Source organism: Pseudomonas sp. G5(2012) (genome assembly GCF_000408945.1).
Lineage (GTDB): Bacteria > Pseudomonadota > Gammaproteobacteria > Pseudomonadales > Pseudomonadaceae > Aquipseudomonas > Aquipseudomonas umsongensis.
This window is the reverse complement of sequence record NZ_APIO01000114.1, coordinates 14366-37593: the sequence shown is the minus strand read 5'-3', so window position 1 is coordinate 37593 and position 23228 is coordinate 14366. Positions and strand designations below refer to the sequence as shown.

Here is a 23228-nt window from a genome sequence, read left to right as displayed (position 1 = left end):
CAAAACCTGTGGGAGCGAGCCTGCTCGCGAATGGCCGCACCGCGGTCGACCCTGATGCAAAAATCACAAGAATAAAAATGATCCGAGGTGTTGCATGTCCGAGCTCTTCCAAGCGCGCATCCCCGACGCACCCGCCATTCAGCGTTTGCCCCTTTTGCAACTGATCCTGGTCGGTCTGCAACATGTTCTGCTGATGTACGGCGGCGCCATTGCGGTGCCGCTGATCATCGGACAGGCCGCTGGCCTGAATCGTGAAGAAATCGCCTTCCTGATCAACGCCGACCTGCTGGTCGCCGGCATCGCCACCATCGTCCAGTCTCTCGGTATCGGTCCCATGGGCATTCGCATGCCGGTGATGATGGGTGCCAGTTTCGCCGCCGTCGGCAGCATGGTCGCCATGGCCGGCATGCCGGGCATCGGCCTGCAGGGGATCTTCGGCGCGACCATCGCCGCCGGGTTCTTCGGCATGCTGATCGCGCCATTCATGTCCAAGGTCGTGCGCTTCTTCCCGCCGCTGGTCACTGGCACGGTCATCACCTCGATCGGTTTGTCGCTGTTCCCCGTGGCCGTGAACTGGGCCGGCGGTGGTGCTCAAGCCGCTCAATTCGGCTCACCGATCTACCTGACCATCGCCGCGTTGGTGCTGGGCACCATCCTGCTGGTGCATCGCTTCATGCGCGGCTTCTGGGTCAACATTTCCGTATTGATCGGCATGTGCCTGGGCTATGTACTTTGTGGCGTGCTGGGCATGGTCGACCTCAGCGGCATGGCCCAGGCGCCATGGCTGCAATTTGTCACGCCGCTGCACTTTGGCATGCCGAAATTCGAGCTCGCGCCAATCCTCTCGATGTGCCTGGTGGTGGTGATCATTTTCGTCGAGTCCACCGGGATGTTCCTGGCCCTGGGCAAGATCACCGGCCAGGAAGTCTGCCCGCGCATGTTGCGTCGCGGCTTGTTGTGTGATGCTGGCGCCTCGTTCTTCGCCGGCTTCTTCAACACCTTCACCCACTCCTCCTTCGCGCAGAACATCGGCCTTGTGCAGATGACTGGCGTACGTTGCCGCTCAGTAACCATCGTTGCTGGCGGCTTGTTGATCGTGCTGAGCCTTCTGCCCAAGGCCGCGTTCCTCGTGGCCTCGATTCCACCGGCGGTGCTGGGCGGCGCGGCGATCGCAATGTTCGGCATGGTCGCCGCCACCGGGATCAAGATCCTGCAGGAAGCCGACATCGGTGACCGACGCAACCAATTGCTGGTGGCGGTGAGCATCGGCATGGGCCTGATTCCGGTGGTTCGGCCGGAGTTTTTCGCCCACCTGCCGGTGTGGATGAGCCCGATCACCCACAGCGGTATCGCCATGGCCACGCTTAGCGCCCTGACCCTGAACTTGCTGTTCAACATCCTCGGCGGCGCCGAACGCGCGGCCATCAACGACTGTCACGCCCACTAAGACAGAAACGCCCTCCCACTGTAGGAGCGAGCATGCTCGCGATGGACGTGAAGACAACGCGTTTAACCAGATACCACGCGTAATCGTTAACGACCATCGCGAGCATGCTCGCTCCTACAGGGGTTGGGGTTTCCTGCGCCTTGAAAAATAAAAACAAGAGGGAGCAACAGATGATTCGGACACAGAAAAACATGCTGTTGGGTGCTGGCCTCCTGGCCGCGAGCCAAGCGATGGCCGGCGATCTACTGCTGTGGCAAACCAACAGCCTGAGCTATCTGTATGGCAAGGACTTCGCGGTCAACCCGCCGATCCAGCAAACGATCACTTTTGAACATGCCGACCGCTGGAAGTACGGCGACAACTTCATGTTCATCGACAGCACCTACTACAACGGCGAGAAAGACCGCAACAAAGGCGTGCACGCCTATTACGGCGAGTTCAGTCCGCGGCTCTCCTTCGGCAAGATTCTCGACCGCCGTTTCGAACTCGGCCCAATCAAGGATGTGTTGCTGGCCTTGACCTACGAGAATGGCGAAGACGACAGCGAGGCGTACCTGATCGGCCCCGGTTTTGACCTCGCGGTACCGGGCTTCAACTTTTTCACCTTGAACTTCTACTATCGCCAGACCGAAGGCTCGCGTCCCGGTGATGACGTCTGGCAGATCTCGCCGGCCTGGTCCTACACCGTGCCCCTGGGCAACTCGAGCCTGTTGATCGACGGCTACCTGGACTGGGTCGTCGACAATGACCAGAACTCGCGCGGCACGTATCACGCCAACCTGCACTTCAACCCGCAGGTCAAATATGACTTGGGCAAAACCCTCGGCTGGCGGGAAAAGCAGGTGTACGTCGGCGTCGAATACAGCTACTGGAAAGACAAATACGGCATCGAAAACAACAACAACCTCGATACCCACGAAAGCACCACCAGCCTGCTGGTGAAGGTGCATTTCTAAGATGATCCGCAACCATGCCCCAAACCTGTCGTCGGTGCGCTGTTGCGGAGCACTTGAGACCTGGCCGAGGAGTCAGTATTCTCCGCGGCCGCCTGAATCCGCTTTAAAAAAAAGCCCGGATTTAATTCCTGACCAGAAAGCCAACTTATCCCGGCTCTGGACGGTACCAAGGCACCCCCAAACCACTCTCAATCGACTGCTCCAGAGCCGCCGAACGGGAGTTTTTTTGTTTTCTGAAAGCCTTGGCGCAGCTCTTGCTAACAGTACAAAGCTGACCGAATGGATGATTTTTTTGCAGTTACGGAAAAAGGCGCCACACCAGAGCGTCGACCTTAAAAAAATAACGTGAAACCACTACTTTTTTGGGAGCAACCGAATGAAACGTACGTGCACTAGCCTGATGCTGGCAGGATCGTTGCTGGCGGGGGGTCAGGCCATGGCCGGCGACTTGCTGCAATGGCAGAACAACAGCCTGACCTACCTGTATGGCAAGGACTTCCAGGTCAACCCGCGCATCCAGCAGACGGTGACCTTCGAACACGCCGACGGCTGGAAATACGGCGACAACTTCTTCTTCATCGACAAAATCTTCTACAACGGCAAGGAAGACGCCTTCGCGGGCAAGAACACTCACTATGGTGAATTCAGCCCGCGCTTGTCGTTCAACAAGATTTTCGATCAGAAGCTGGAGTTCGGTCCGATCAAGGACGTGCTGCTGGCCATGACCTATGAGTTCGGTGAAGACGATACCGAGTCGTACCTGATCGGTCCGGGATTCGACCTGGCCATCCCCGGCTTTGACTACTTCCAGCTGAATTTCTACAACCGTCATACCGAAGGCGACCGCCCGGGTGACGATGTCTGGCAGATCACTCCCGCCTGGTCCTACACCATTCCGGTGGGTGACTCGGACGTGCTGATCGACGGTTTCATGGACTGGGTCGTTGACAACGACGTCAACAAGAAAGGCGAATACCACGCCAACCTGCACTTCAACCCACAGATCAAATACGACCTGGGCAAGGTGCTGAACCTGGGCGCCAAGCAGCTGTACGTCGGTGTCGAGTATGACTACTGGAAAAACAAGTACGGTATCGAAGACAGCCAGGGCTTCAAGACCGATCAGAGCGTGACCAGCTTCCTGGTCAAGGTGCACTTCTGATTTAAAAGCTTCGCGAGCAGGCTCGCTCCCACATTTGATCTTTGTCGCACTGAAGATTCACTGTGGGAGCGAGCCTGCTCGCGAATGCCGCACCGCCAATCTCAAGCCGAAACCACAGGCTCCGCCAACCCGAGAAACCGGCAAATCTCCCCGCGCTTGGCCAACGCATCCCGCCGCCCCAGATCAATCAACTCGCTGCAATACCCCGCCTCGAACAGCAGATAACTCAACACTCCCGCCCCACTGGTCTTGGTCGCTCCCGGCCCACGCAAGAACAGGCGCAGCGCCGCTGGCAGTTCCTGGCGATGGCGTGCGGCGATTTCGTCGATCGGCTGGCTGGGTGAAATCACCAACACCTCCACTGGCGCCACCCCCAACGTACGGATCGGCGTGCCATCGGGCATGAGGCGACTGAACTGATTCAAGCGCTGCAAAAGTTCGATATCACTTTCCAGGCTATCGATGAACGTGCTGTTGAGCAAATGCCCACCGATTTGCGCCAAGGTTGGCTGCTGACCGGAGTAGGCGCGTTGCAGCGGCTGCTCCGGGTCGATGCCGCGCGGGTTGCCGCTGACACCTACCACCAGCACCCGGTTGGCGCCCAGATGCAGGGCCGGGCTGATCGGTGCCGATTGGCGCACCGCGCCGTCGCCGAAATACTCCTCGCCGATTTTCACCGGGGCGAACAGCAGCGGAATGGCCGAACTGGCGAGTAAATGGTCGACCGACAATTGTGTGGGAACGCCGATCCGCCGATGGCGCAACCAGGCGTCTATAGTGCCGCCGCCCTGATAGAACGTCACCGCCTGACCGGATTCATAGCCGAACGCCGTGACCGCGACGGCCTGCAACTGCTTCTGCTCGATGGCGTGGGCAATGCCGCCCATGTGCAGTTTGTCGTCGAGTAATCCGCGTAGCGGCGAGCTGTTGAGCAACGCCACGGGCACCGGGGCGCCAAGGCCCAACAAACTGTGGCTAACGAACCGGGCGGCCTGGCTGATCACGCCCGGCCAGTCGCTGCGCAACACCAGATGGCTGCGAAAACCCTGCCAGAACGCCGTCAGCCGCTCGATGGCCGCGCGAAAATCCATCGCCCCGCTGGCCAGGCTGACGGCATTGATAGCGCCGGCGGACGTGCCGACGATCACCGGAAAAGGATTGTCCGCACCCAATGGCAGCAACTCGGCAATCGCCGCCAGCACGCCCACTTGATAGGCCGCCCGAGCCCCCCCGCCGGAAAGGATCAAGCCCGTGACGGGTTCAGCGGGATTCATGAATAACGCTCCATGCTCATTGATGGGGATCGTCCCTTGTAGGAGCGAGCATGCTCGCGATGGACCCGAGGACGCCGCTGGGTGTCAGGCTGCCAGCATTATCGTTGACGACCATCGCGACGGTGCGACGATTCGACATGCTCGCTCCTACAGGGTGCGGCCGTTCAGCCGCGCTTTGGGTACAGCTTCGGTTCACCGGGCGGACGGCTCTTGAAGCGGCGATGGGCCCAGAGGTATTGCTCTGGGCAATCACGCAAGACGCCTTCGATCCACTGGTTGATGCGCAGGCAGTCGGCTTCCTCGGTTTCGCCTGGGAAGCCTTCGAGCGGCGCGTGGATCACCAGGCGATACCCACTCCCGTCCGCCAGGCGTTCCTGGGTGAACGGCACCACCAACGCCTTGCCCAACCGCGCGAACTTGCTGGTGGCGGTGACGGTGGCGGCCTGGATGCCGAACAACGGCACGAAAATGCTTTGCTTGGCGCCATAGTCCTGGTCCGGCGCATACCAGATCGCACGGCCGGCGCGTAGCAACTTGAGCATGCCGCGCACGTCCTCACGCTCCACCGCCAGCGAATCCAGGTTGTGCCGCTCGCGACCGCGACGCTGCACATAGTCGAATAGCGGGTTCTTGTGCTCGCGGTACATACCGTCGATGGTGTGTTGCTGGCCGAGCAGCGCCGCACCGATTTCCAGCGTGGTGAAGTGGACGGCCATCAGGATCACGCCCTTGCCCTCACGCTGGGCATTCTTCAGGTGCTCCAGGCCTTCGACATGGGCCAGTTTCGCCAACCGCTCGCGTGACCACCACCAGCTCATCGCCATTTCAAAGAAGGCGATACCGGTGGACGCAAAATTTTCCTTGAGCAGACGCTTGCGCTCTGCCGCGGATTTTTCCGGGAAGCACAGTTCGAGATTGCGCTTGGCAATGCGCCGCCGGTCGGCCGCTACCCGATACATCAAGGCACCCAGGACCCGACCGATCCACAGCAATGCAGGGTACGGCAGCTGGACAATCAGCCATAACAGCCCCAGGCCGCACCAGAGCGGCCAGAAACGCGGCATCAGAAAAGTTGTTCGAAAACGCGGGCGATCCATTAAAGGTTCCGAAAAGACGTTGGCCGCGCATTCTACATCGTTCGACCCGGCTTGCGGCTCGCGGGCGTTCTCGTTATAAGTCTGGGCACTTTTAGTGACAAGTCGTTGTATGCCGACCATGAGCCAAACCGAACCGCTTGACCAAGATCCCGTGTTCCAGTTGAAGGGCAGCATGCTTGCCATAACGGTGCTGGAACTGGCCCGAAATGACCTTGAAGGCCTCGATCGGCAGCTGGCCGCCAAAGTCGCTCAGGCGCCGAACTTCTTCAGTAATGCACCGCTGGTCCTGGCTTTGGACAAACTCCCGGCCAACGGTGGTGCCGTGGATCTGCCCGGCCTGATGCGCATCTGCCGTCAGCACGGCCTGCGTACCCTGGCCATCCGCGCCAGCCGCATCGAAGACATCGCGGCCGCCATCGCCGTCGACCTGCCAGTGTTGCCGCCATCCGGGGCCCGTGAACGGGCGCTGGACCTGAACGAAGGCGTCGTTGCGAAAAAACCGGAAAAACCAGCGGAACCGACCATCAAGCCGACGAAAATCATCACTTCGCCAGTGCGCGGTGGCCAGCAGATCTACGCCCAGGGCAGTGATCTGGTAGTGATCTCCTCGGTCAGCCCGGGGGCGGAACTTCTCGCCGATGGGAACATCCATGTATACGGCCCGATGCGCGGTCGTGTGCTGGCCGGCGTCAAAGGCGACACCAAGGCACGGATTTTCTGCCAGCAAATGAGCGCTGAACTGATCTCTATTGCCGGACATTACAAGGTTTCCGAAGATCTGCGCCGCGACCCGTTGTGGGGCTCGGGCGTGCAGGTCAGCCTGTCTGGCGATGTGTTGAACATCATTCGGCTTTAACGGATACTGCCGCATTTTCCAAGCATCTCTAAAACGTAGCGAAAACGGCTCAAACGAAGTAGGAAACAGGCTACAAACAGTGTTTACCGGGGGTAAATGCCGTCTGCGGCCATATTCCAGCCAAGGCTGTCCAACTGCTGTAGTTTTCAAGAGATGTTTTTCAGGGGCTAAAAGTCCTTTTTCCTTAGGGGTGAAACACCTTGGCCAAGATTCTCGTGGTTACATCCGGCAAGGGTGGTGTGGGTAAGACCACCACCAGCGCCGCTATCGGTACCGGCCTCGCTCTGCGCGGTCACAAAACAGTCATCGTCGACTTCGACGTCGGTTTGCGTAACCTCGACCTGATCATGGGTTGCGAGCGTCGCGTGGTGTATGACTTCGTCAACGTAGTGAACGGCGAAGCCAACCTGCAACAGGCCTTGATCAAAGACAAGCGCCTGGAGAACCTCTACGTACTGGCCGCCAGCCAGACCCGCGACAAAGACGCGCTGACGGTCGAAGGCGTGGAAAAAGTCCTGATGCAACTCAAGGAAGACTTCGAGTTCGTGGTCTGCGACTCCCCGGCGGGTATCGAAAAAGGTGCTCACCTGGCCATGTACTTCGCAGACGAAGCGATCGTGGTGACCAACCCCGAAGTCTCCTCGGTGCGCGACTCCGACCGCATGCTTGGCCTGCTGGCCAGCAAGTCCCGTCGAGCCGAGCGTGGCGAAGACCCGATCAAGGAACACCTGCTGATTACCCGTTACCATCCAGAGCGCGTGAGCAAGGGTGAAATGCTCGGCGTCGAAGACGTCAAGGAGATCCTCTCGGTGGCCCTGCTCGGCGTGATCCCTGAATCCCAGGCGGTGCTCAAGGCATCCAACCAGGGCGTTCCAGTGATTCTCGACGACCAGAGCGATGCAGGCCAGGCCTACAGCGATACCGTGGACCGCCTGTTGGGCAAAACCGTGGAACATCGTTTCCTTGATGTACAGAAGAAGGGATTCTTCGAGCGCCTGTTTGGAGGCAACTAACCAATGAACCTTTTTGACTTCTTTCGTGCCAACAAAAAGCAAAGCACCGCGTCGGTAGCGAAAGAGCGTCTACAGATCATCGTGGCGCACGAACGCGGCCAACGCAGTACCCCGGATTACCTGCCAGCCCTGCAGAAGGAACTGGTCGAGGTGATTCGCAAGTACGTCAATATCGGGTCCGATGACGTGCACGTCGCACTGGAAAGCCAGGGCAGCTGCTCGATTCTGGAACTCAATATCACCCTGCCAGATCGCTGAGTCGATCCGGGTGGAACCACGGCGGTTCAGGCCTGCAGGCCTGAACCGCCGTTGGCGTTTGTAACGAGGCTGTTTGATGCCGCTGTCCAATATTCACATCATCCATGAGGACGCTGCTGTCCTGGTGGTCAACAAACCCACCCTGTTGCTCTCCGTGCCCGGTCGGGCCGACGACAATAAGGACTGCCTGATTACCCGCCTGCAGGAAAACGGCTACCCGGAAGCGCGAATCGTCCATCGACTGGACTGGGAAACCTCCGGCATCATCCTGCTGGCCCGGGATCCCGATACGCACCGTGAACTGTCTCGGCAATTTCACGACCGCGAAACGGAAAAGGCCTACACCGCATTGTGCTGGGGCCAGCCGGAGCTCGACAGTGGCAGCATCGACTTGCCGCTGCGCTACGACCCGCCGACCAAGCCACGTCACGTGGTGGACCATGAATTCGGCAAACACGCCCTGACCTTCTGGCGCGTGCTGGAACGCTGCGGCGATTGGTGTCGCGTCGAACTCACGCCGATCACCGGACGCTCGCACCAATTGCGCGTGCACATGCTGTCGATCGGTCATCCATTGCTGGGCGACGGACTCTACGCCCATGAGCAAGCCCTGGCCGCCTGGCCACGCCTGTGCCTGCATGCAAGCATGCTTAGCTTCACCCACCCACAAAGCGGCGAGCGACTGCGCTTTGAGTGCCCTGCACCTTTTTGAGTGGCTGACCACTGAAAGCGCATTGAAAACGCCCTTGCAATGAAGGGCGCTTTTCATTTGTCGTTACAACATTTGCTGACAACAGCGCGCCTGCATTGCCCCAGGCCAATACGGTAAACTCGCGCTTCTGTTGCCTGGAGCTACTTATGCGCGAAGCGCTGCCCCCCCTGGAAAAAACACCGCACCAGTTGCTCTACCTCATCTATGGCAACCAGGATGTCTACCGGCGCGAAGCCAAATTCAGCATGCTCACCGCCCTGTCGCAACTCAAACGGGGCGAGTCATTGTGCATCAGGGTCATGACCGATCGCCCGGAAGATTATGCTGGCTGGCCGGTGGACACGATCGCCCTGAACGAGCAGACCATGACCCAGTGGCAGGGCGAAAACGGCTATCACCATCGACGCAAGGCCTGCGCCATTGCCCAAGGGCTGAAGCTTGCGCAAAAGACGCTGTTCGTCGACACCGATACACTGTTCCTGGAATCGCCGCATCGCGTCTTCGACCGCATCGCGCCCGGGCGTTATGTCATGGACCGTTTCGAGTACGACTGGAGCTACGTCTGCGAACGCCCGGACTACGTCAAGCTCGGCCGCTGCCTGCAAACCCATGGCATCTCGGCCAACAACAGTTTCAAGCTGTATAACAGCGGGCTGTGCGGTGTCACCGACGGTGATACGCGGTTGCTCGATGAATCAATCCGCCTGATCGATGAATGGACCCGAGACTCATTCGATATCCACACCATCGAGCAAATCGCCCTGTCGTTCGCGATGCGCAACCAACCCGTTCAGGAAGCAAAGAAGTTCGTCTATCACTACTTCGCGGAAAAACGCTTCTTCCATGCCATGCAGAAGCATTTTTTCTCCCGCCATGGCGAGCAGTTCCGTGCCGAGCTGCCAGCGCTGTGCACAGAAGTCCCGCGCTGCAAGCCCGTGCCCTCACCCTGGCAGCGCCTGCGCATCAAGTGGAAGCTGCGCAACAAGCGCAAGAGCGTGAAAAAGGTCGGTCGTGACCTACTCTATGGAAGCGCGGCGCCCGAACATCCTTACTACGAAGTGTGCCGCCATGAATGGTGGGAGTCCGCCTCCCGCGAAATCCTGCGCTGGGATGAAGACAAACAGAAAAGGTTTTTCGGCACGGACAAGGGTCGCTGGCCAAAACATCTGCCGCGGCCAGCCAAGTCCAGCGACGAACAAACCATCATTGCCTACCTGCGCGAGCGAATGACCCATTGAGCGCCCGGCCAGGCCCGGTGCTGCAAGCTCTTGTCCAACGCACCGGGCCAATACGTTAAACTGGCGTCATTGCTGTCTGGAGCTACTTATGCGCGAAGAGTTGAACCAAGGCCTGATCGATTTCCTCAAGGCCTCCCCTACCCCGTTTCATGCCACCGCCAGCCTTGTTCAGCGTCTGGAAGCGGCGGGCTTCCAACGCCTGGACGAACGCGAGCCATGGAACACCGAAGTCAATGGTCGCTACTACGTCACCCGTAACGACTCCTCGATCGTCGCGATCAAGATGGGCCGGCACTCGCCACTGCACGGCGGCATTCGCCTGGTCGGTGCCCACACCGACAGCCCGTGCCTGCGGGTCAAGCCTCAGCCGGAACTGCAACGCCAGGGTTTCTGGCAATTGGGCGTCGAAGTCTATGGAGGCGCCCTGCTGGCTCCCTGGTTCGACCGCGACCTGTCCCTGGCCGGCCGCGTCACCTTCCGTCGTGATGGAAAGGTCGAAAGCCAGCTGATCGACTTCAAGGCGCCGATCGCGATCATCCCCAACCTGGCCATTCACCTCAATCGTGAAGCCAACATGGGCTGGGCGATCAACGCCCAGACCGAACTGCCCCCGGTACTTGCGCAATTCGCCGGGGACGAGCGCGTGGATTTCCGCGCCGTGCTCACCGACCAACTGGCCCGCGAACACGGCCTGAACGCCGATGTCGTGCTGGATTACGAATTGAGCTTCTACGACACCCAAAGCGCGGCCGTCATTGGCCTGCATGGTGATTTCATCGCCGGCGCGCGCCTGGACAACCTGCTGTCATGCTATGCCGGCCTGCAAGCGCTGCTGACCACGGACACCGACGAAACGTGCGTCCTGGTCTGCAATGACCACGAGGAAGTCGGATCCTGCTCGGCCTGTGGCGCCGACGGTCCGATGCTGGAGCAGACATTGCGCCGCCTGCTGCCAGAAGGCGATGAATTCGTACGCACCATTCAGAAATCACTGCTGGTCTCGGCCGACAACGCCCACGGCGTGCACCCCAACTACGCCGACAAGCACGATGCCAATCACGGCCCGAAACTCAACGCCGGCCCTGTGATCAAGGTCAACAGCAACCAGCGCTACGCCACCAACAGCGAAACCGCCGGGTTCTTCCGTCACCTGTGCATGGCCGAAGAAGTGCCGGTGCAGAGCTTCGTGGTGCGCAGCGACATGGGTTGCGGCTCGACCATCGGCCCAATCACCGCCAGCCACCTTGGGGTGCGTACCGTGGACATCGGCCTGCCGACCTTCGCCATGCATTCGATCCGCGAACTGTGCGGAAGCCATGACCTGGCGCACCTGGTAAAGGTGCTCAGTGCGTTCTACGCCTGCCGCGAATTGCCGTAACCGCGCATGAATCTGCATCTTTATCTGTAGGAGCGAGCATGCTCGCGATGGAGGCACAAGCACCGCGAGGTGTCAGACGGCCAGCGATTTCGTTGGCGTCCATCGCGAGCATGCTCGCTCCTACAGACAGCAGCCTGCAAAATGCCACCTAGACTTTAACCACTCCTTTGACAAGGCAGTCGCCATGATCACGATGTCCTCATTTCACGCCATGCTCATCCCCATTCTTATCGGGATGATCATGTTGGCAGTCGGTTTCAATTTTCGCGACAAGAACGCCGGCGTGCTCGCCATGTGGCTCGGCATGCTGCTGATCCTGGCCACGGTGATCTTCAAGATCCTGGCCAAACTCAACGAATAAAATCCCCACCCCGCTCGCATTGGTTTTGACGGGCTCGTACACTCGGTCGATCTGCCCATTTCGAGGTTGACCGCCTAGTGTTCGCTCGCCTGCTCGCCCTGCCATGTCTTTTCCTTATCTGCCTGATGACCCTGATGGCGTCAGCACCAGCCCAGGCCGTCGGGTTGCCGGGCCTGCTTGGCAGCCCGGCAAAAACCCAACCCGAGGCGCAGGAACCCCTTGGGCAATCCCTCGACGAAGTCATCAAGTCGCTGGAGAACGATCAGCAGCGCAGCAAGCTGCTGGCTGATCTGAAGAGGCTGCGCGACGCCACAAAAAAAGCCCAACCGGTCGCCGAGGAAGGCGTGCTGGGCCTGATCGGCGGGACCCTGGCCAGTTTCGAAAAGCAATTCTCCGGCGCCGACAGCCCAATCACTCGCTGGTCCGCCGAATTCGACCTGGCCAAGGATGAATTGGCGGCACTGGTGCTGCCGGCCAGCGAGTGGCTGCCGATCATCTTCGCCTTTGCCATGATCCTGATGGTCTGGAGCCTGCTGGCGGCGGTGCTGATCTGGGTCAGCCATCGGGTACGGATGCGCTTCGGCCTGACCGAGGAATTGCCGCAACACCCCCGGGCCGTGGATATGCTGCGCTTTGCCCTGCGCAAGCTGGGGCCGTGGTTGATTGCCTTGGTCATCACGGTCTACATGAGTTACGCCCTGCCATCGTCACTCGGTAAAAGCCTCGCCATGGTGTTGGCCTATGCACTGGTGGTCGGCACCTGTTTCTCAGCAATCTGCGTGATTGCCTTTTCCCTGCTCGACGGCCCGCACCGTCACCGGGCCCTGTACATCCTGCGGCACCAGGCCTTCCGACCGCTATGGTTGATCGGCAGTTTCGCCGCTTTTGGTGAGGCCTTGAGCGACCCACGCCTGGTTGAAAGCCTTGGCGTACACCTGGCGCACACTGCGGCGACGGTGGCCAATGTGTTGGCGGCGTTGTCCACGGGGCTGTTCATCCTGCGCTTCCGGCGCCCGATTGCCCACTTGATCCGCAACCAGCCACTGTCCCGGCGCCTGACCCGCCGCGCCCTCAGCGACACCATCGAAATTCTCGGCACCTTCTGGTTTGTACCGGCGCTGGTGCTGGTGGGGATCTCCCTGTTCGCCACCTTCGTCTCGGCAGGCGACACCAGCACCGCGCTGCGCCAGTCGCTGATCTGCACCGTGTTGCTGGTGTTGTGCATGGTCATCAATGGTCTGGTGCGCCGCCACGCCCTCAAACCTCAACGCGGCGCAAAGCGTCACGCACTGTATTCAGAACGCCTGAAAAACTTCTTCTATACCCTGGCCCATCTAGTGGTATGGCTGGCATTCATCGAACTGGGCCTGCGGGTGTGGGGCATGTCACTGATCGGCTTCACCGAAGGCGAAGGACACGAGGTCAGCGTCAAGCTGTTCAGCCTTATTGGCACACTGATCTTTGCCTGGCTGATCTGGATCCTCAGCGACACCGCCGTGCATCACGCCCTCACCCGCTCTCGCAAGGGCCTGGCCAACGCTCGCGCACAGACCATGATGCCGTTGATCCGCAACGTGCTGTTCGTGGCGATTTTCATCATCGCGCTGATCGTCGCCCTGGCGAACATGGGCATGAACGTTACGCCACTGCTGGCCGGTGCCGGCGTGATCGGCCTGGCGATCGGTTTTGGCGCCCAATCGCTGGTCGCCGACCTGATCACCGGCCTGTTCATCATCATCGAAGACTCCCTGGCCATCGACGACTACGTGGACGTCGGCGGCCACCTGGGCACCGTCGAGGGCCTGACCATTCGCACCGTGCGCCTGCGGGACATCGACGGCATCGTTCACACCATTCCGTTCAGCGAAATCAAGAGCATCAAGAATTACTCCCGGGAATTTGGCTACGCGATTTTCCGGGTCGCGGTGCCTGCCAGCATGGACATCGACAATGCGATCAAACTGATGCGCGACGTTGGCCAGAAAATGCGCACCGACCCGCTGCAACGACGCAATATCTGGTCGCCCCTGGAGTTTCAGGGCGTGGAGAGCTTCGAGTCTGGCAACGCGATTCTGCGGGCTCGATTCAAGACCGCTCCGATCAAGCAATGGGAAGTTTCACGGGCATTCAACCTGTCGCTCAAACGGCATCTGGATGAAGCCGGACTGGACCTGGCGACACCGCGCATGAGCATTCAGGTGGTGACGGCGGGCGGCGGGCCAACTGCCGAATAACCCCATAATGTAGGAGCAGCCAGTCGACGCTCGAATTCTCGCGATGGAGGATCAGGCAGCGCGGGGTGTCAGACAGCCAGCGTTTTCGTTGACCACCATCGCGAGCATTCGAGCGTCGACCGGCTGCTCCTACGACAACAACAAATCACAGGCATAAAAAATCCCCGAACCAGTCGGGGATTTTTTATGTTCGATCAATCAGCCCGTGGGCGGATCAATCTTCGCGGTAGCGACGCAGCTTCAACTGCTTACCGGCAACGCGAGTGTCCTTCAGCTTGCTCAGCAACTTCTCAAGACCGTCTTCCGGCAGTTCGACGAGGCTGAAGCTGTCACGCACCTGGATGCGACCGATGGCTTCACGCGCCAGACCACCTTCGTTGAGGATCGCGCCCAGCAGGTTCTTGGCAGCGATACCATCACGCGCACCCAGCGCGGTACGGCAACGAGCACGGCCTTCGGCCAGAGGGATCGGTGCGCGACGCTCGCGGTCACCACGCTCAGGACGATCACCGGAACGCTCTGGACGATCGCCACGCGGTGCGTTGTTCGGCACCAGTGGACGCTCTTTCTCGATAGCGGCCAGGTTCAGCGCTTGACCGTTGGTTGCCTTGCGCAGCAGGGCTGCGGCCAGGGCACGCGGGCTGCAACCGATGTCGGCGGTCAGGCGATCGAGCAGATCACCGTGGGTCGATTCGGCTTCAGCCACCAGCGGCGACAGGCTGTTGGTCAGTTTCTTGATGCGCGCATCCAGAACGGCTTGAGCGTCCGGCAGGCGAACTTCAGCAACCTTCTGACCGGTTACACGCTCGATCACTTGCAGCATGCGGCGCTCACGTGGAGTCACCAGCAGCAATGCACGACCTTCGCGACCGGCACGGCCGGTACGACCGATACGGTGAACGTAGGATTCCGGATCGTACGGCATGTCGACGTTGAACACGTGAGTGATGCGCGGAACGTCCAGGCCACGAGCGGCAACGTCGGTCGCCACAACGATGTCCAGACGGCCATCCTTGAGGGAGTCGATCACGCGCTCACGCTGGTTCTGGGCAATGTCACCGTTCAGCGCAGCGGCTTTGTAGCCTTTGGCTTCCAGGGCGCTGGCCAGGTCCAGGGTCGCTTGCTTGGTGCGCACGAACATGATCAGGGCGTCGAAGTCTTCCACTTCCAGCAAGCTGAGAACGGCGGAAGTCTTCTGGTCAGCGTGAACCAGCAGGTGAGCCTGCTCGATCGCGGTAACGGTCTGGGTCTTGCTCTGGATCTTGACGTGCTTCGGATCGCGCAGGTGGCGCTCAGCGATGGCACGAATCGATTGAGGCAAGGTGGCCGAGAACAGTACGGTCTGACGGGTTTCCGGCATGGCCTTGAAGATGACTTCCAGGTCGTCCATGAAGCCCAGCTTGAGCATTTCGTCTGCTTCGTCGAGAACCAGGTGGTTCACGGTCGCCAGAACTTTTTCGTCGCGACGCAGGTGGTCGCACAGACGGCCCGGAGTGGCGACAACGATCTGTGCGCCATTACGGATTGCTTTCAATTGTGGGCCCATCGGCGCGCCGCCGTAGACAGCCACAACAGTTACGCCCGGCATTTGCTTGGCGTAGGTTTCGAAAGCGGTTGCAACTTGTAGCGCCAACTCACGAGTTGGGGCCAGGATCAGAGCTTGCGGCTCGCGCTTGGACGGATCAATGCGGTGCAGGATAGGCAGGGCAAAGGCAGCGGTTTTACCGGTACCGGTTTGCGCCTGGCCAATCATATCGTGACCGGCGAGAATGATCGGGATCGACTGCTGCTGAATGGCCGAAGGCTCTTCATAGCCGGTAGCGACTACTGCAGCGACAATATTAGGGTGAAGTTCAAGAGCGGCGAAGCCGCCGATTTCCTGGGTCATGGGTCTGCCTCTAAGTGCATCCGCAAAGACCCATGCTCCAAAGCTGCGCATGCCGTGTTGAGACTCAAGAGTCGCCCTGGCAGCTTTGTCGGCGGGGATTTGCGAAAACGAATGAATGAAAGAATCGTTTAGGAAGAGTTCGCTGGGCGAACGTGCAACCGAATCTGACTTCGGGGAATTGCGCCACCTAAACGCGGCCCGGCTAAAGGCCGGCGCGCACTATACCGGAATTTGCCGAAAAAGGGAGCTTTTTTTATCGCAAAACTCCCGCGCACGGCGTTCTATCGCAGGCTTTGCGGATAATCGCTCGAGCGTCTACTTTTCAAAGGCCCTGCCCTGCGGGCGATGACGCTAAAACGGTTCACCCACCCGCCACAGACCTTGAGTCTGCGCGCCCTCAGCCGCTCGAGGAAATGCACCATGAAAGAGCTCAATACCAGCCGTGTGAGTCGGGAAAAGCGTGGTCATGTCCTGTTGATCGGGCTGGACCGGGTGGCCAAGCGCAACGCCTTTGATATCGACCTGCTCAACGAGTTGAGCCTGGCCTACGGTGAATTCGAAGCTGACAGCGAAGCACGGGTGGCCGTGGTCTTCGGGCATGGCGATCATTTTACCGCCGGCCTGGACCTGGTCAGCGCCAGCGCGGCACTGACCGAAGGCTGGCAAGCCCCACCCGGTGGCTGCGACCCGTGGGGGGTCTTCGCCGGGCCCAGGGTCAGCAAACCGGTGATCGTCGCCGCCCAGGGCTACTGCCTGACCATCGGCATCGAGTTGATGCTGGCCGCCGATATCAACCTGTGCGCCAGCAACACCCGCTTTGCGCAAATGGAGGTGCAACGCGGCATCTTCCCCTTCGGTGGTGCCACCTTGCGCCTGCATCAGGTGGCCGGCTGGGGCAATGCCATGCGCTGGATGCTGACCGGCGACGAATTCGATGCCCATGATGCCTTGCACCTGGGCCTGGTGCAGGAAGTCATGGCAAGCGAGGATTTGCTGCCGCGGGCGATTGAACTGGCCGAACGCATTGCCCGGCAGGCGCCGTTGGGGGTTCAGGCAACGCTGATGTCTGCCCGGCAGGCCCGTTATGAAGGGGAAACGGCCGCGGCGCAGGGATTGCCGGCGCTGGTGAAGAAATTACTGGCCAGCGAGGATGCACAGGAGGGTGTGCGGTCACTGGTGGAGCGCCGGCCCGGAATTTTCAAAGGTTGTTGACCCCTGTAGGAGCTGCCGCAGGCTGCGATCTTTTGATCTTAAAAAAACAAAATCAAGAGATCGCAGCCTGCGGCAGCTCCTACACGGGGATTTGTGTTCTCAGGTCGCCGGGCGAATCGCCTTGATCAGCGACTGCAACGAATACCCCAACCGCGGCGCCAATGCTTCGGCCCGTGCGGTCAGGCTTTCCATGTCCAGCGCCTGATCCAGTTCCGACGGCACGATCAGGATCACGTTGCCCTCCTTCACCGGCAGCTCCCAGTAATGCCGATGGTAGAGCCCGCGCAGCAACGCGGCGCCCAGTGGCTTGCCATCGTCGGTGGCCCATTGGTTGATCACCAGCCAGCCTCCCGGATTCAGGCGCTTCTGACAGTTCTCCAGGAAGGTCCAGGCCAGATGCCCGACACCCGGGCCGACGTCGGTGTAGAGATCGACAAAAATCAGGTCCGCAGGCTCGGCGGTGTCGAGCAGCTCAAGCGCATCGCCCACGCGGATATACAGGCGCGGGTCGTCGTCCAGCCCCAGGTACTCGATGGCCAGGCGCGGCACATCCGGGCGCAGTTCGATGGCTTCGACATCCTCCAGCGGCAGGAACTTGAGGCAGGCCTGGGTCAGCGTTCCGGCGCCAAGCCCCAGGAACAGCGCGCTTTCCGGCTGCTCATGGCACAGCGCACCGATCAGCATCGCCCGGGTATAGTCGTACTCGAGCCAGCTCGGATCGGCCGTGAACACGCAACTTTGTTCGATGGCATCACCGAATTCGAGGAAGCGGTAATCGGCCACTTCCAGCACGCGAATCACGCCATATTCGTCCTGCACCTCGGCGAGCAGATGCTCGACGCGCTCCTCAGTCATTTCGTCTCCTGATCGTTGCCGGGCCTTCTTGGGCAAACAGCAACGCGATAAACCGCAGCGGAAGCGGCAAAGGCGCGATTGTCCGCGAATCGACGGGAACAGGTCACGCACTAATTGCTGATAACATGGTCGTCCGAGCGGAAAACACTAGAGATCATGATGAGCCAACCCTGGAGCCCTGACAGCTGGCGCGCCCTGCCGATCCAGCAACAACCCCAATACCCCGACGCGGCGCATCTGCAGCACGTCGAGCAGACCCTGGCCAGCTACCCGCCGCTGGTGTTTGCCGGGGAAGCCCGGGAATTGCGCCGTCAGTTCGCCGAAGTGACCCAGGGACGAGCGTTTTTGCTGCAGGGCGGCGATTGCGCCGAAAGTTTCGCCGAGTTTTCCGCTGCGAAAATCCGCGACACCTTCAAGGTGCTGCTGCAAATGGCCATTGTCATGACTTTCGCGGCCGGCTGCCCGGTGGTCAAGGTCGGGCGCATGGCCGGGCAGTTCGCCAAGCCTCGCTCGGCTAACGACGAGACCATCGACGGCGTGACATTGCCGGCCTACCGTGGCGATATCGTCAACGGCATCGGTTTCGATGAAAAAAGCCGCGTACCGGACCCGGAACGCCTGCTGCAGTCGTACCACCAGTCCACCGCCACCCTCAACCTGCTGCGTGCCTTCGCCCAGGGCGGGTTTGCCGACCTGCACCAGGTACACAAGTGGAACCTGGACTTCATCGCCAACTCTGCCCTCGCGGAAAAATACAGCCACCTCGCCGACCGCATCGATGAAACACTGGCGTTCATGCGCGCCTGTGGTATGGACAGCTCGCCGCAACTGCGCGAAACAAGTTTTTTCACCGCTCACGAAGCGCTGCTGCTCAATTACGAGGAAGCCTTTGTCCGTCGCGACAGCCTGACCAACGACTATTACGACTGTTCGGCCCACATGCTATGGATCGGCGATCGCACCCGCCAACTCGATGGCGCGCATGTCGAATTCCTGCGCGGGGTGAATAATCCGATCGGGGTCAAGGTCGGCCCGAGCATGAATCCCGAGGAGCTGATTCGCCTGATCGACGTGCTCAACCCCGACAACGATCCGGGGCGCCTGAACCTGATCGCCCGCATGGGCGCGAACAAGGTTGGCGATCATTTGCCGCAACTGATCCGCGCCGTGCAGCAAGAAGGCCGGCAGGTGCTCTGGAGTTCCGATCCGATGCACGGCAACACGATCAAGGCCAGTAGTGGCTACAAGACTCGCGACTTTGCGCAGATCCTTGGCGAGGTGAAGCAGTTCTTCCAGGTTCACGAAGCCGAGGGCAGTTACGCCGGTGGCATCCACATCGAAATGACCGGTCAGAATGTCACCGAGTGCATCGGTGGAGCGCGGCCGATCACCGAGGACGGTTTGTCGGATCGCTACCATACGCATTGCGACCCGCGGATGAATGCCGATCAGTCGCTGGAATTGGCGTTTTTGATTGCTGAGACATTGAAGCAGGTTCGGCGTTAAACAGCGCTGAATTCTTCGCGAGCAGGCTCGCTCCCACAGTGGACCGCGTCCTACAGGGCAACTCGGTTTACTGTGGGAGCGAGCCTGCTCGCGAAGGGGTCGGCTCAGGCACCATCAATACTGGCCAATGCCACCCGCAATCTTGCCGCACTCGCCCGCGGGCAATTCAACTGGACCTGCGCCAGTCCCAGCCAATCCGCCATCCGCCGCAAATTCACCGCCAACGCCAACATCCCCTCGTCATCCAGCCCCGACGCTTCCTCATGTACCGCATGCACCGCCAACCGCCCGGCCGCCCTCTCGGCACGCAGGTCAACCCGCGCGGCAATCCGTTCATTGTGCAAAAACGGCAGGACGTAATAGCCATAGATCCGCTTGTCCGGCGGCGTGTAGATCTCCAGCCGGTAGCGAAAATCAAACAGCCGCTCGGTACGGCTGCGCTCCCAGATCAGTGAGTCGAACGGTGAAAGCAAGGCACTGGCCTCGACCTTGCGCCGCACCTTTGGCTCAGGCAGGCAATAGGCAGGTTGCCGCCAGCCCTCGACTTCGCAGCAGAGCAACTCGCCTGCCTCGACCAACTCCGCCAGGCGCGGACGACTGTCCCCAGGACCCAAGCGAAAATAGTCTCTCAGATCTTTCTCGGTGCCGACGCCCAAGGCCGACGCAGCATGCCGTATCAGCCCGCGCTGGGCCTCAGCCTCGCTCAGCAGCGGCTGGGCCAGTATTGCAAAAGGAATAACCCGCTCCGGCAGGTCGTAGAGGCGTTCGAAGCCGCGCCTGCCTGCCACTGTCACTTCACCGGCGGCGAACAGCCATTCCAGTGCATGCTTTTCCGCACTCCAGTCCCACCAGGGCCCTGCCCGTTCCTGGCGAGTCGACAGGCTGCCAGCGCCCAACGCGCCCTGCTCCTGAACGCAGGCCAGCACCCGGCGAACCGTGTCCTGCTGCTCACGACCGAAACGCGCCAGTTGCTGATAAATATCTTCGCCACGGCTTGCCCGCTGCATGCGCCAGCGCATCAATGGGTACATCGACAAGGGCAGCAAGGACGCTTCATGCCCCCAGTATTCGAACAAGGTACGCTGTCGTCCCTGGCTCCAGGCGGCTTGATCTAGCAGGTCGGCGCGATACTGGCCAAGCCGGGAAAACAGCGGCAGGTAGTGCGAACGCACCAGCGCATTGACCGAGTCGATCTGCAAAATGCCCAGGCGCTCGATCAATCGATTGATCCTGGCAGGCTTGACCGGAACAGGGGGCTGGCGCCCGACAAAACCTTGTGCGGTCAGCGCCAGGCGTCTGGCTTGCTTCAAGGAAAAAGACAGGGATGCAGGCATCTGGCGACTCTTCGGCAAGGGTCTTCCCACCTTAGCGGCAGGCGGGAAAAACGCCACTACCAACGCCTCATCGCTTGAGAGGATCATTCCAGAATGGCCGGGCAGACTCCCTGCGGACATCGGCTCGACTCAAGCCAATATCACGCAGGCACTCGTCGCTCAGTCGCGCCAACTCGGTTCGATCCCTGTTCAGTTTGCGCCAGCGCTGCAATTGCGTGACCACCGCCCAAACGGGCTGTCGGAGCCTGAGCAGCGCATCGCGCACGCCATGCCTCGCACGCTTTCGTTCAATGCCTTGTCGTTCCATGACACCACTCCTCAATGTTGGGGAGGGGATCTTCGGCCAGCGCAGAACCAGGCTCCAGCAAAGCTCTATGACCATCTGTTTCGGACTCGCGCCTACCCCATCAGCCCGGGGTTTGGCCGGGATAATGGGGTAGTGACAGGACATTTCCATGGGTCGTCGAGCCTATTTTCCATTGCTCATCGGGTCTTGCCAGAAGTGCAGTTCAGCTTCGTGGGCGACGTCGGCACGACTCAAGCCGATGTCCTTCAACGCCTCATCACTCATGCTCGCCAGCATTTCGCGCTCACGGTGCAGTTCGTACCAGCGACTGAACTTGTGCAACAGGTCGGATATCAGGTGAACCGAATGTTTTTCAGTGCCGTGAATTTCATGATGACCTTTCATCTTGTTGCCCTCCGTTTGGATGGCTCAAGTCTCTGCCCAGGTCTAAGATCAATCCAACGAATGTTTCTGATGGTAACCATCTCGGAGATTGATGAATGTCCGCCTACCCGAGTATCGATACCGAAGTGCTGCGTACCTTTGTCGCCATCGCTGACCAGGGGGGCTTCACTCGTGCCGGTGAATTGGTCAACCGTACCCAGTCGGCCGTCAGCATGCAGATGAAGCGGCTGGAAGAAGATGTGCTGCAGCGCCAATTGTTCCAGCGCGACGGACGCCAGGTGCGGCTCACGGCCGAAGGCCAGGTACTGCTGGGTTATGCGCGGCGTATCCTCAAGCTGCACAGCGAAGTATTCAACACGCTGCGCGAGCCACACATGGTCGGTACGGTTCGCATTGGCACCCCGGACGACTACGTGATGCGTTTTCTGCCGGGGATCCTGCGTCAGTTTGCCCAATCCTATCCGCTGATCCAGATCGAAGTGCATTGTGAATCATCAAAACAACTGCTGATGCGCCAGGATCTCGACCTGTCCATCGTCACCCGTGAACCGGGCAGCGAAATCGGCCAGTTGTTGCGCAAGGAGCGTTTGGTCTGGGCCGAGGCGCAATGCTACAGCGCCCACGAGCAGACGCCGTTGCGCCTGGCGATGTTCAACACTGATTGCTTCTGCCGGATGTGGGCCTGTAACGCCCTTGATGCCCAAGGGCGCGATTATCGCGTGGCGTATAACAGCGACAGTCTGTCGGCGATCATGGCGGTCGTCAGCGCTGGCCTGGCTGTCACCGCGCAGCTTGAAAGCCTGATCACCGCGGACATGCGCATCCTGGGTGAAGCCGAGGACCTGCCAGTGCTACCCGAGGCCAGCATCATGCTGGTGCGCAACCTGCATAATCCGTCACCGATCACCGAGTGCCTGGCAGAGCATATCGTCGAAGGCTTCAAGCTTTAAACACAAGCATGACCGCACAGCACAGCAGGAAGCCGCAAAACAAGGCGCGCAACAGGCGCTCCGGCAGGCTGTGGGCGATCTTCACGCCCCAACTGATACTCATCAGCCCGCCGATCGCCAGTGGCACACCGATCATCCAGTTCACCTGGTGATGGACGCCATAGGTGACCAGCGTCACACCGGTGCTCGGCAGTGCCAGTGCCAGGGACAACCCTTGGGCAACCACCTGTGTAGTGCCGAACACGCTGGTCAACACCGGTGTGGCCACCACCGCCCCGCCCACGCCAAACAGCCCGCCCATGGTGCCGGATGCGGCACCGAGCACGCCGAGCCATGGCCAGGAATGGTTCATCTGCGTTGAAGGCGCTGCACTGGTGAAGAACATCCGCACCAGGTTGTAGGCGCACAACGCGATCAGGAACGCGACAAAACCGATGCGCATGCTTTGTGCATCGATACCCACCGCCCAGATCGATCCAAGCCAGGCGAAGCAAAAGCCCATCGAGGCCAGCGGCAGCGCGTAGCGCAACTCGATCTTGTTGCGCTGGTGGTAGCGCCACAGCGCCAGCATCACGTTCGGCACCACCATCACCAACGCCGTACCTTGGGCAATCTGCTGATCGAGACCGAATAACACGCCCAGCATAGGAATGGCGATCAATCCCCCGCCGATGCCAAAGAGGCCGCCGAGTGTTCCCAAGGCGGCGCCGAAAACCAGGTACAGCACAAACTCAATCACTGTGTATCTCTCCCAAACGTCAGGCGATTCATCCTACGCAACTGGTTCTGGCGGCGAAACGCACAGC

At 60.1% G+C, this 23228-nt stretch carries 23 protein-coding genes; 14 read left to right on the top strand and 9 right to left on the bottom strand.

What is annotated here, in order from left to right:
- The first annotated feature begins 94 nt into the window (after positions 1–94).
- The 3 genes from PG5_RS27835 to PG5_RS27825 all read left to right on the top strand — a co-directional run bounded on the left by PG5_RS27835 (position 95) and on the right by PG5_RS27825 (position 3565).
- On the top strand, positions 95–1447 hold the full coding sequence (locus tag PG5_RS27835) for a nucleobase:cation symporter-2 family protein (protein WP_020800419.1): 1353 nt from the start codon (positions 95–97) through the stop codon (positions 1445–1447).
- 170 nt (positions 1448–1617) lie between these two features.
- Positions 1618–2403 carry an outer membrane protein OmpK gene (locus PG5_RS27830; protein WP_020800417.1) on the top strand — a complete coding sequence of 262 codons (786 nt, stop codon included), beginning with the start codon at positions 1618–1620 and terminating at the stop codon, positions 2401–2403.
- A 376-nt stretch (positions 2404–2779) separates the two neighbouring features.
- Positions 2780–3565, top strand: coding sequence for an outer membrane protein OmpK (locus PG5_RS27825; protein ID WP_033044650.1), 786 nt, complete (start codon positions 2780–2782; stop codon positions 3563–3565).
- Positions 3566–3666: 101 nt separating this feature from the next.
- On the opposite strand, the gene PG5_RS27820 is transcribed toward PG5_RS27825, so the two are convergent.
- The 3 genes from PG5_RS27820 to PG5_RS27815 are packed head-to-tail and all read right to left on the bottom strand — an operon-like array spanning position 3667 to position 5936.
- Positions 3667–4839, bottom strand: coding sequence for a patatin-like phospholipase family protein (locus PG5_RS27820; RefSeq protein WP_020800414.1), 1173 nt, complete (start codon positions 4837–4839; stop codon positions 3667–3669).
- Positions 4840–4855: 16 nt separating this feature from the next.
- Positions 4856–4978, bottom strand: coding sequence for a hypothetical protein (locus tag PG5_RS35065; protein ID WP_020800413.1), 123 nt, complete (start codon positions 4976–4978; stop codon positions 4856–4858).
- A 25-nt stretch (positions 4979–5003) separates the two neighbouring features.
- Positions 5004–5936 carry a lipid A biosynthesis lauroyl acyltransferase gene (locus PG5_RS27815; RefSeq protein ID WP_020800412.1) on the bottom strand — a complete coding sequence of 311 codons (933 nt, stop codon included), beginning with the start codon at positions 5934–5936 and terminating at the stop codon, positions 5004–5006.
- Positions 5937–6054: 118 nt separating this feature from the next.
- On the opposite strand from PG5_RS27815, the gene minC reads away from it, so the two are divergent.
- The 8 genes from minC (at position 6055) to PG5_RS27780 (ending at position 13986) form a co-directional block, all read left to right on the top strand.
- Positions 6055–6792 carry a septum site-determining protein MinC gene (gene minC / locus PG5_RS27810; RefSeq protein ID WP_033044636.1) on the top strand — a complete coding sequence of 246 codons (738 nt, stop codon included), beginning with the start codon at positions 6055–6057 and terminating at the stop codon, positions 6790–6792.
- A 200-nt stretch (positions 6793–6992) separates the two neighbouring features.
- Positions 6993–7805, top strand: a complete 813-nt coding sequence (gene minD, locus PG5_RS27805) for a septum site-determining protein MinD (protein WP_008056976.1) — start codon at positions 6993–6995, stop codon at positions 7803–7805.
- A gap of 3 nt (positions 7806–7808) precedes the next feature.
- Complete coding sequence (gene minE, locus PG5_RS27800; RefSeq protein ID WP_007974947.1) at positions 7809–8063, top strand: cell division topological specificity factor MinE; 255 nt, start codon at positions 7809–7811, stop codon at positions 8061–8063.
- Between the two features lie 76 nt (positions 8064–8139).
- A complete protein-coding gene (locus tag PG5_RS27795; protein ID WP_020800410.1) occupies positions 8140–8775 on the top strand; it encodes an RluA family pseudouridine synthase in 636 nt (211 codons plus the stop codon).
- Positions 8776–8921: 146 nt separating this feature from the next.
- Entirely contained in the window at positions 8922–10013 is a 1092-nt protein-coding gene (locus tag PG5_RS27790; RefSeq protein ID WP_020800409.1) for a hypothetical protein, read from the top strand.
- 88 nt (positions 10014–10101) lie between these two features.
- Positions 10102–11391, top strand: a complete 1290-nt coding sequence (locus PG5_RS27785) for a M18 family aminopeptidase (protein WP_020800408.1) — start codon at positions 10102–10104, stop codon at positions 11389–11391.
- Between the two features lie 184 nt (positions 11392–11575).
- Complete coding sequence (locus PG5_RS34505) at positions 11576–11752, top strand: hypothetical protein (RefSeq protein WP_008056983.1); 177 nt, start codon at positions 11576–11578, stop codon at positions 11750–11752.
- A gap of 77 nt (positions 11753–11829) precedes the next feature.
- Complete coding sequence (locus PG5_RS27780) at positions 11830–13986, top strand: mechanosensitive ion channel family protein (RefSeq protein WP_020800406.1); 2157 nt, start codon at positions 11830–11832, stop codon at positions 13984–13986.
- A 214-nt stretch (positions 13987–14200) separates the two neighbouring features.
- On the opposite strand, the gene PG5_RS27775 is transcribed toward PG5_RS27780, so the two are convergent.
- The gene (locus tag PG5_RS27775; protein WP_020800404.1) at positions 14201–15874 is read right to left on the bottom strand and encodes a DEAD/DEAH box helicase; all 1674 of its coding nucleotides are present in this window, start codon (positions 15872–15874) and stop codon (positions 14201–14203) included.
- A 420-nt stretch (positions 15875–16294) separates the two neighbouring features.
- On the opposite strand from PG5_RS27775, the gene PG5_RS27770 reads away from it, so the two are divergent.
- Positions 16295–17086 (top strand): crotonase/enoyl-CoA hydratase family protein, encoded by a 792-nt coding sequence (locus tag PG5_RS27770; protein WP_020800403.1) that lies wholly within the window; start codon positions 16295–16297, stop codon positions 17084–17086.
- 99 nt (positions 17087–17185) lie between these two features.
- Here PG5_RS27770 and PG5_RS27765 read toward each other — a convergent pair whose 3' ends face one another.
- Entirely contained in the window at positions 17186–17941 is a 756-nt protein-coding gene (locus tag PG5_RS27765; RefSeq protein WP_020800402.1) for a spermidine synthase, read from the bottom strand.
- A gap of 159 nt (positions 17942–18100) precedes the next feature.
- Here PG5_RS27765 and PG5_RS27760 point away from each other — a divergent pair, with 159 nt between their 5' ends.
- The gene (locus PG5_RS27760) at positions 18101–19447 is read left to right on the top strand and encodes a class II 3-deoxy-7-phosphoheptulonate synthase (protein WP_033041859.1); all 1347 of its coding nucleotides are present in this window, start codon (positions 18101–18103) and stop codon (positions 19445–19447) included.
- A gap of 104 nt (positions 19448–19551) precedes the next feature.
- Here PG5_RS27760 and PG5_RS27755 read toward each other — a convergent pair whose 3' ends face one another.
- From PG5_RS27755 to PG5_RS27745, 3 genes are all read right to left on the bottom strand, one after another.
- Positions 19552–20781 (bottom strand): winged helix-turn-helix domain-containing protein, encoded by a 1230-nt coding sequence (locus tag PG5_RS27755; RefSeq protein ID WP_020800400.1) that lies wholly within the window; start codon positions 20779–20781, stop codon positions 19552–19554.
- A 67-nt stretch (positions 20782–20848) separates the two neighbouring features.
- On the bottom strand, positions 20849–21088 hold the full coding sequence (locus PG5_RS33930) for a DUF1127 domain-containing protein (RefSeq protein WP_020800399.1): 240 nt from the start codon (positions 21086–21088) through the stop codon (positions 20849–20851).
- Between the two features lie 162 nt (positions 21089–21250).
- On the bottom strand, positions 21251–21472 hold the full coding sequence (locus tag PG5_RS27745) for a DUF1127 domain-containing protein (protein ID WP_020800398.1): 222 nt from the start codon (positions 21470–21472) through the stop codon (positions 21251–21253).
- Positions 21473–21567: 95 nt separating this feature from the next.
- On the opposite strand from PG5_RS27745, the gene PG5_RS27740 reads away from it, so the two are divergent.
- A complete protein-coding gene (locus tag PG5_RS27740; RefSeq protein ID WP_020800397.1) occupies positions 21568–22422 on the top strand; it encodes a LysR substrate-binding domain-containing protein in 855 nt (284 codons plus the stop codon).
- On the opposite strand, the gene PG5_RS27735 is transcribed toward PG5_RS27740, so the two are convergent.
- Entirely contained in the window at positions 22412–23161 is a 750-nt protein-coding gene (locus PG5_RS27735; RefSeq protein WP_020800396.1) for a sulfite exporter TauE/SafE family protein, read from the bottom strand. The two genes, PG5_RS27740 and PG5_RS27735, sit on opposite strands and share 11 nt — an antisense overlap.
- Positions 23162–23228 lie beyond the last annotated feature (67 nt).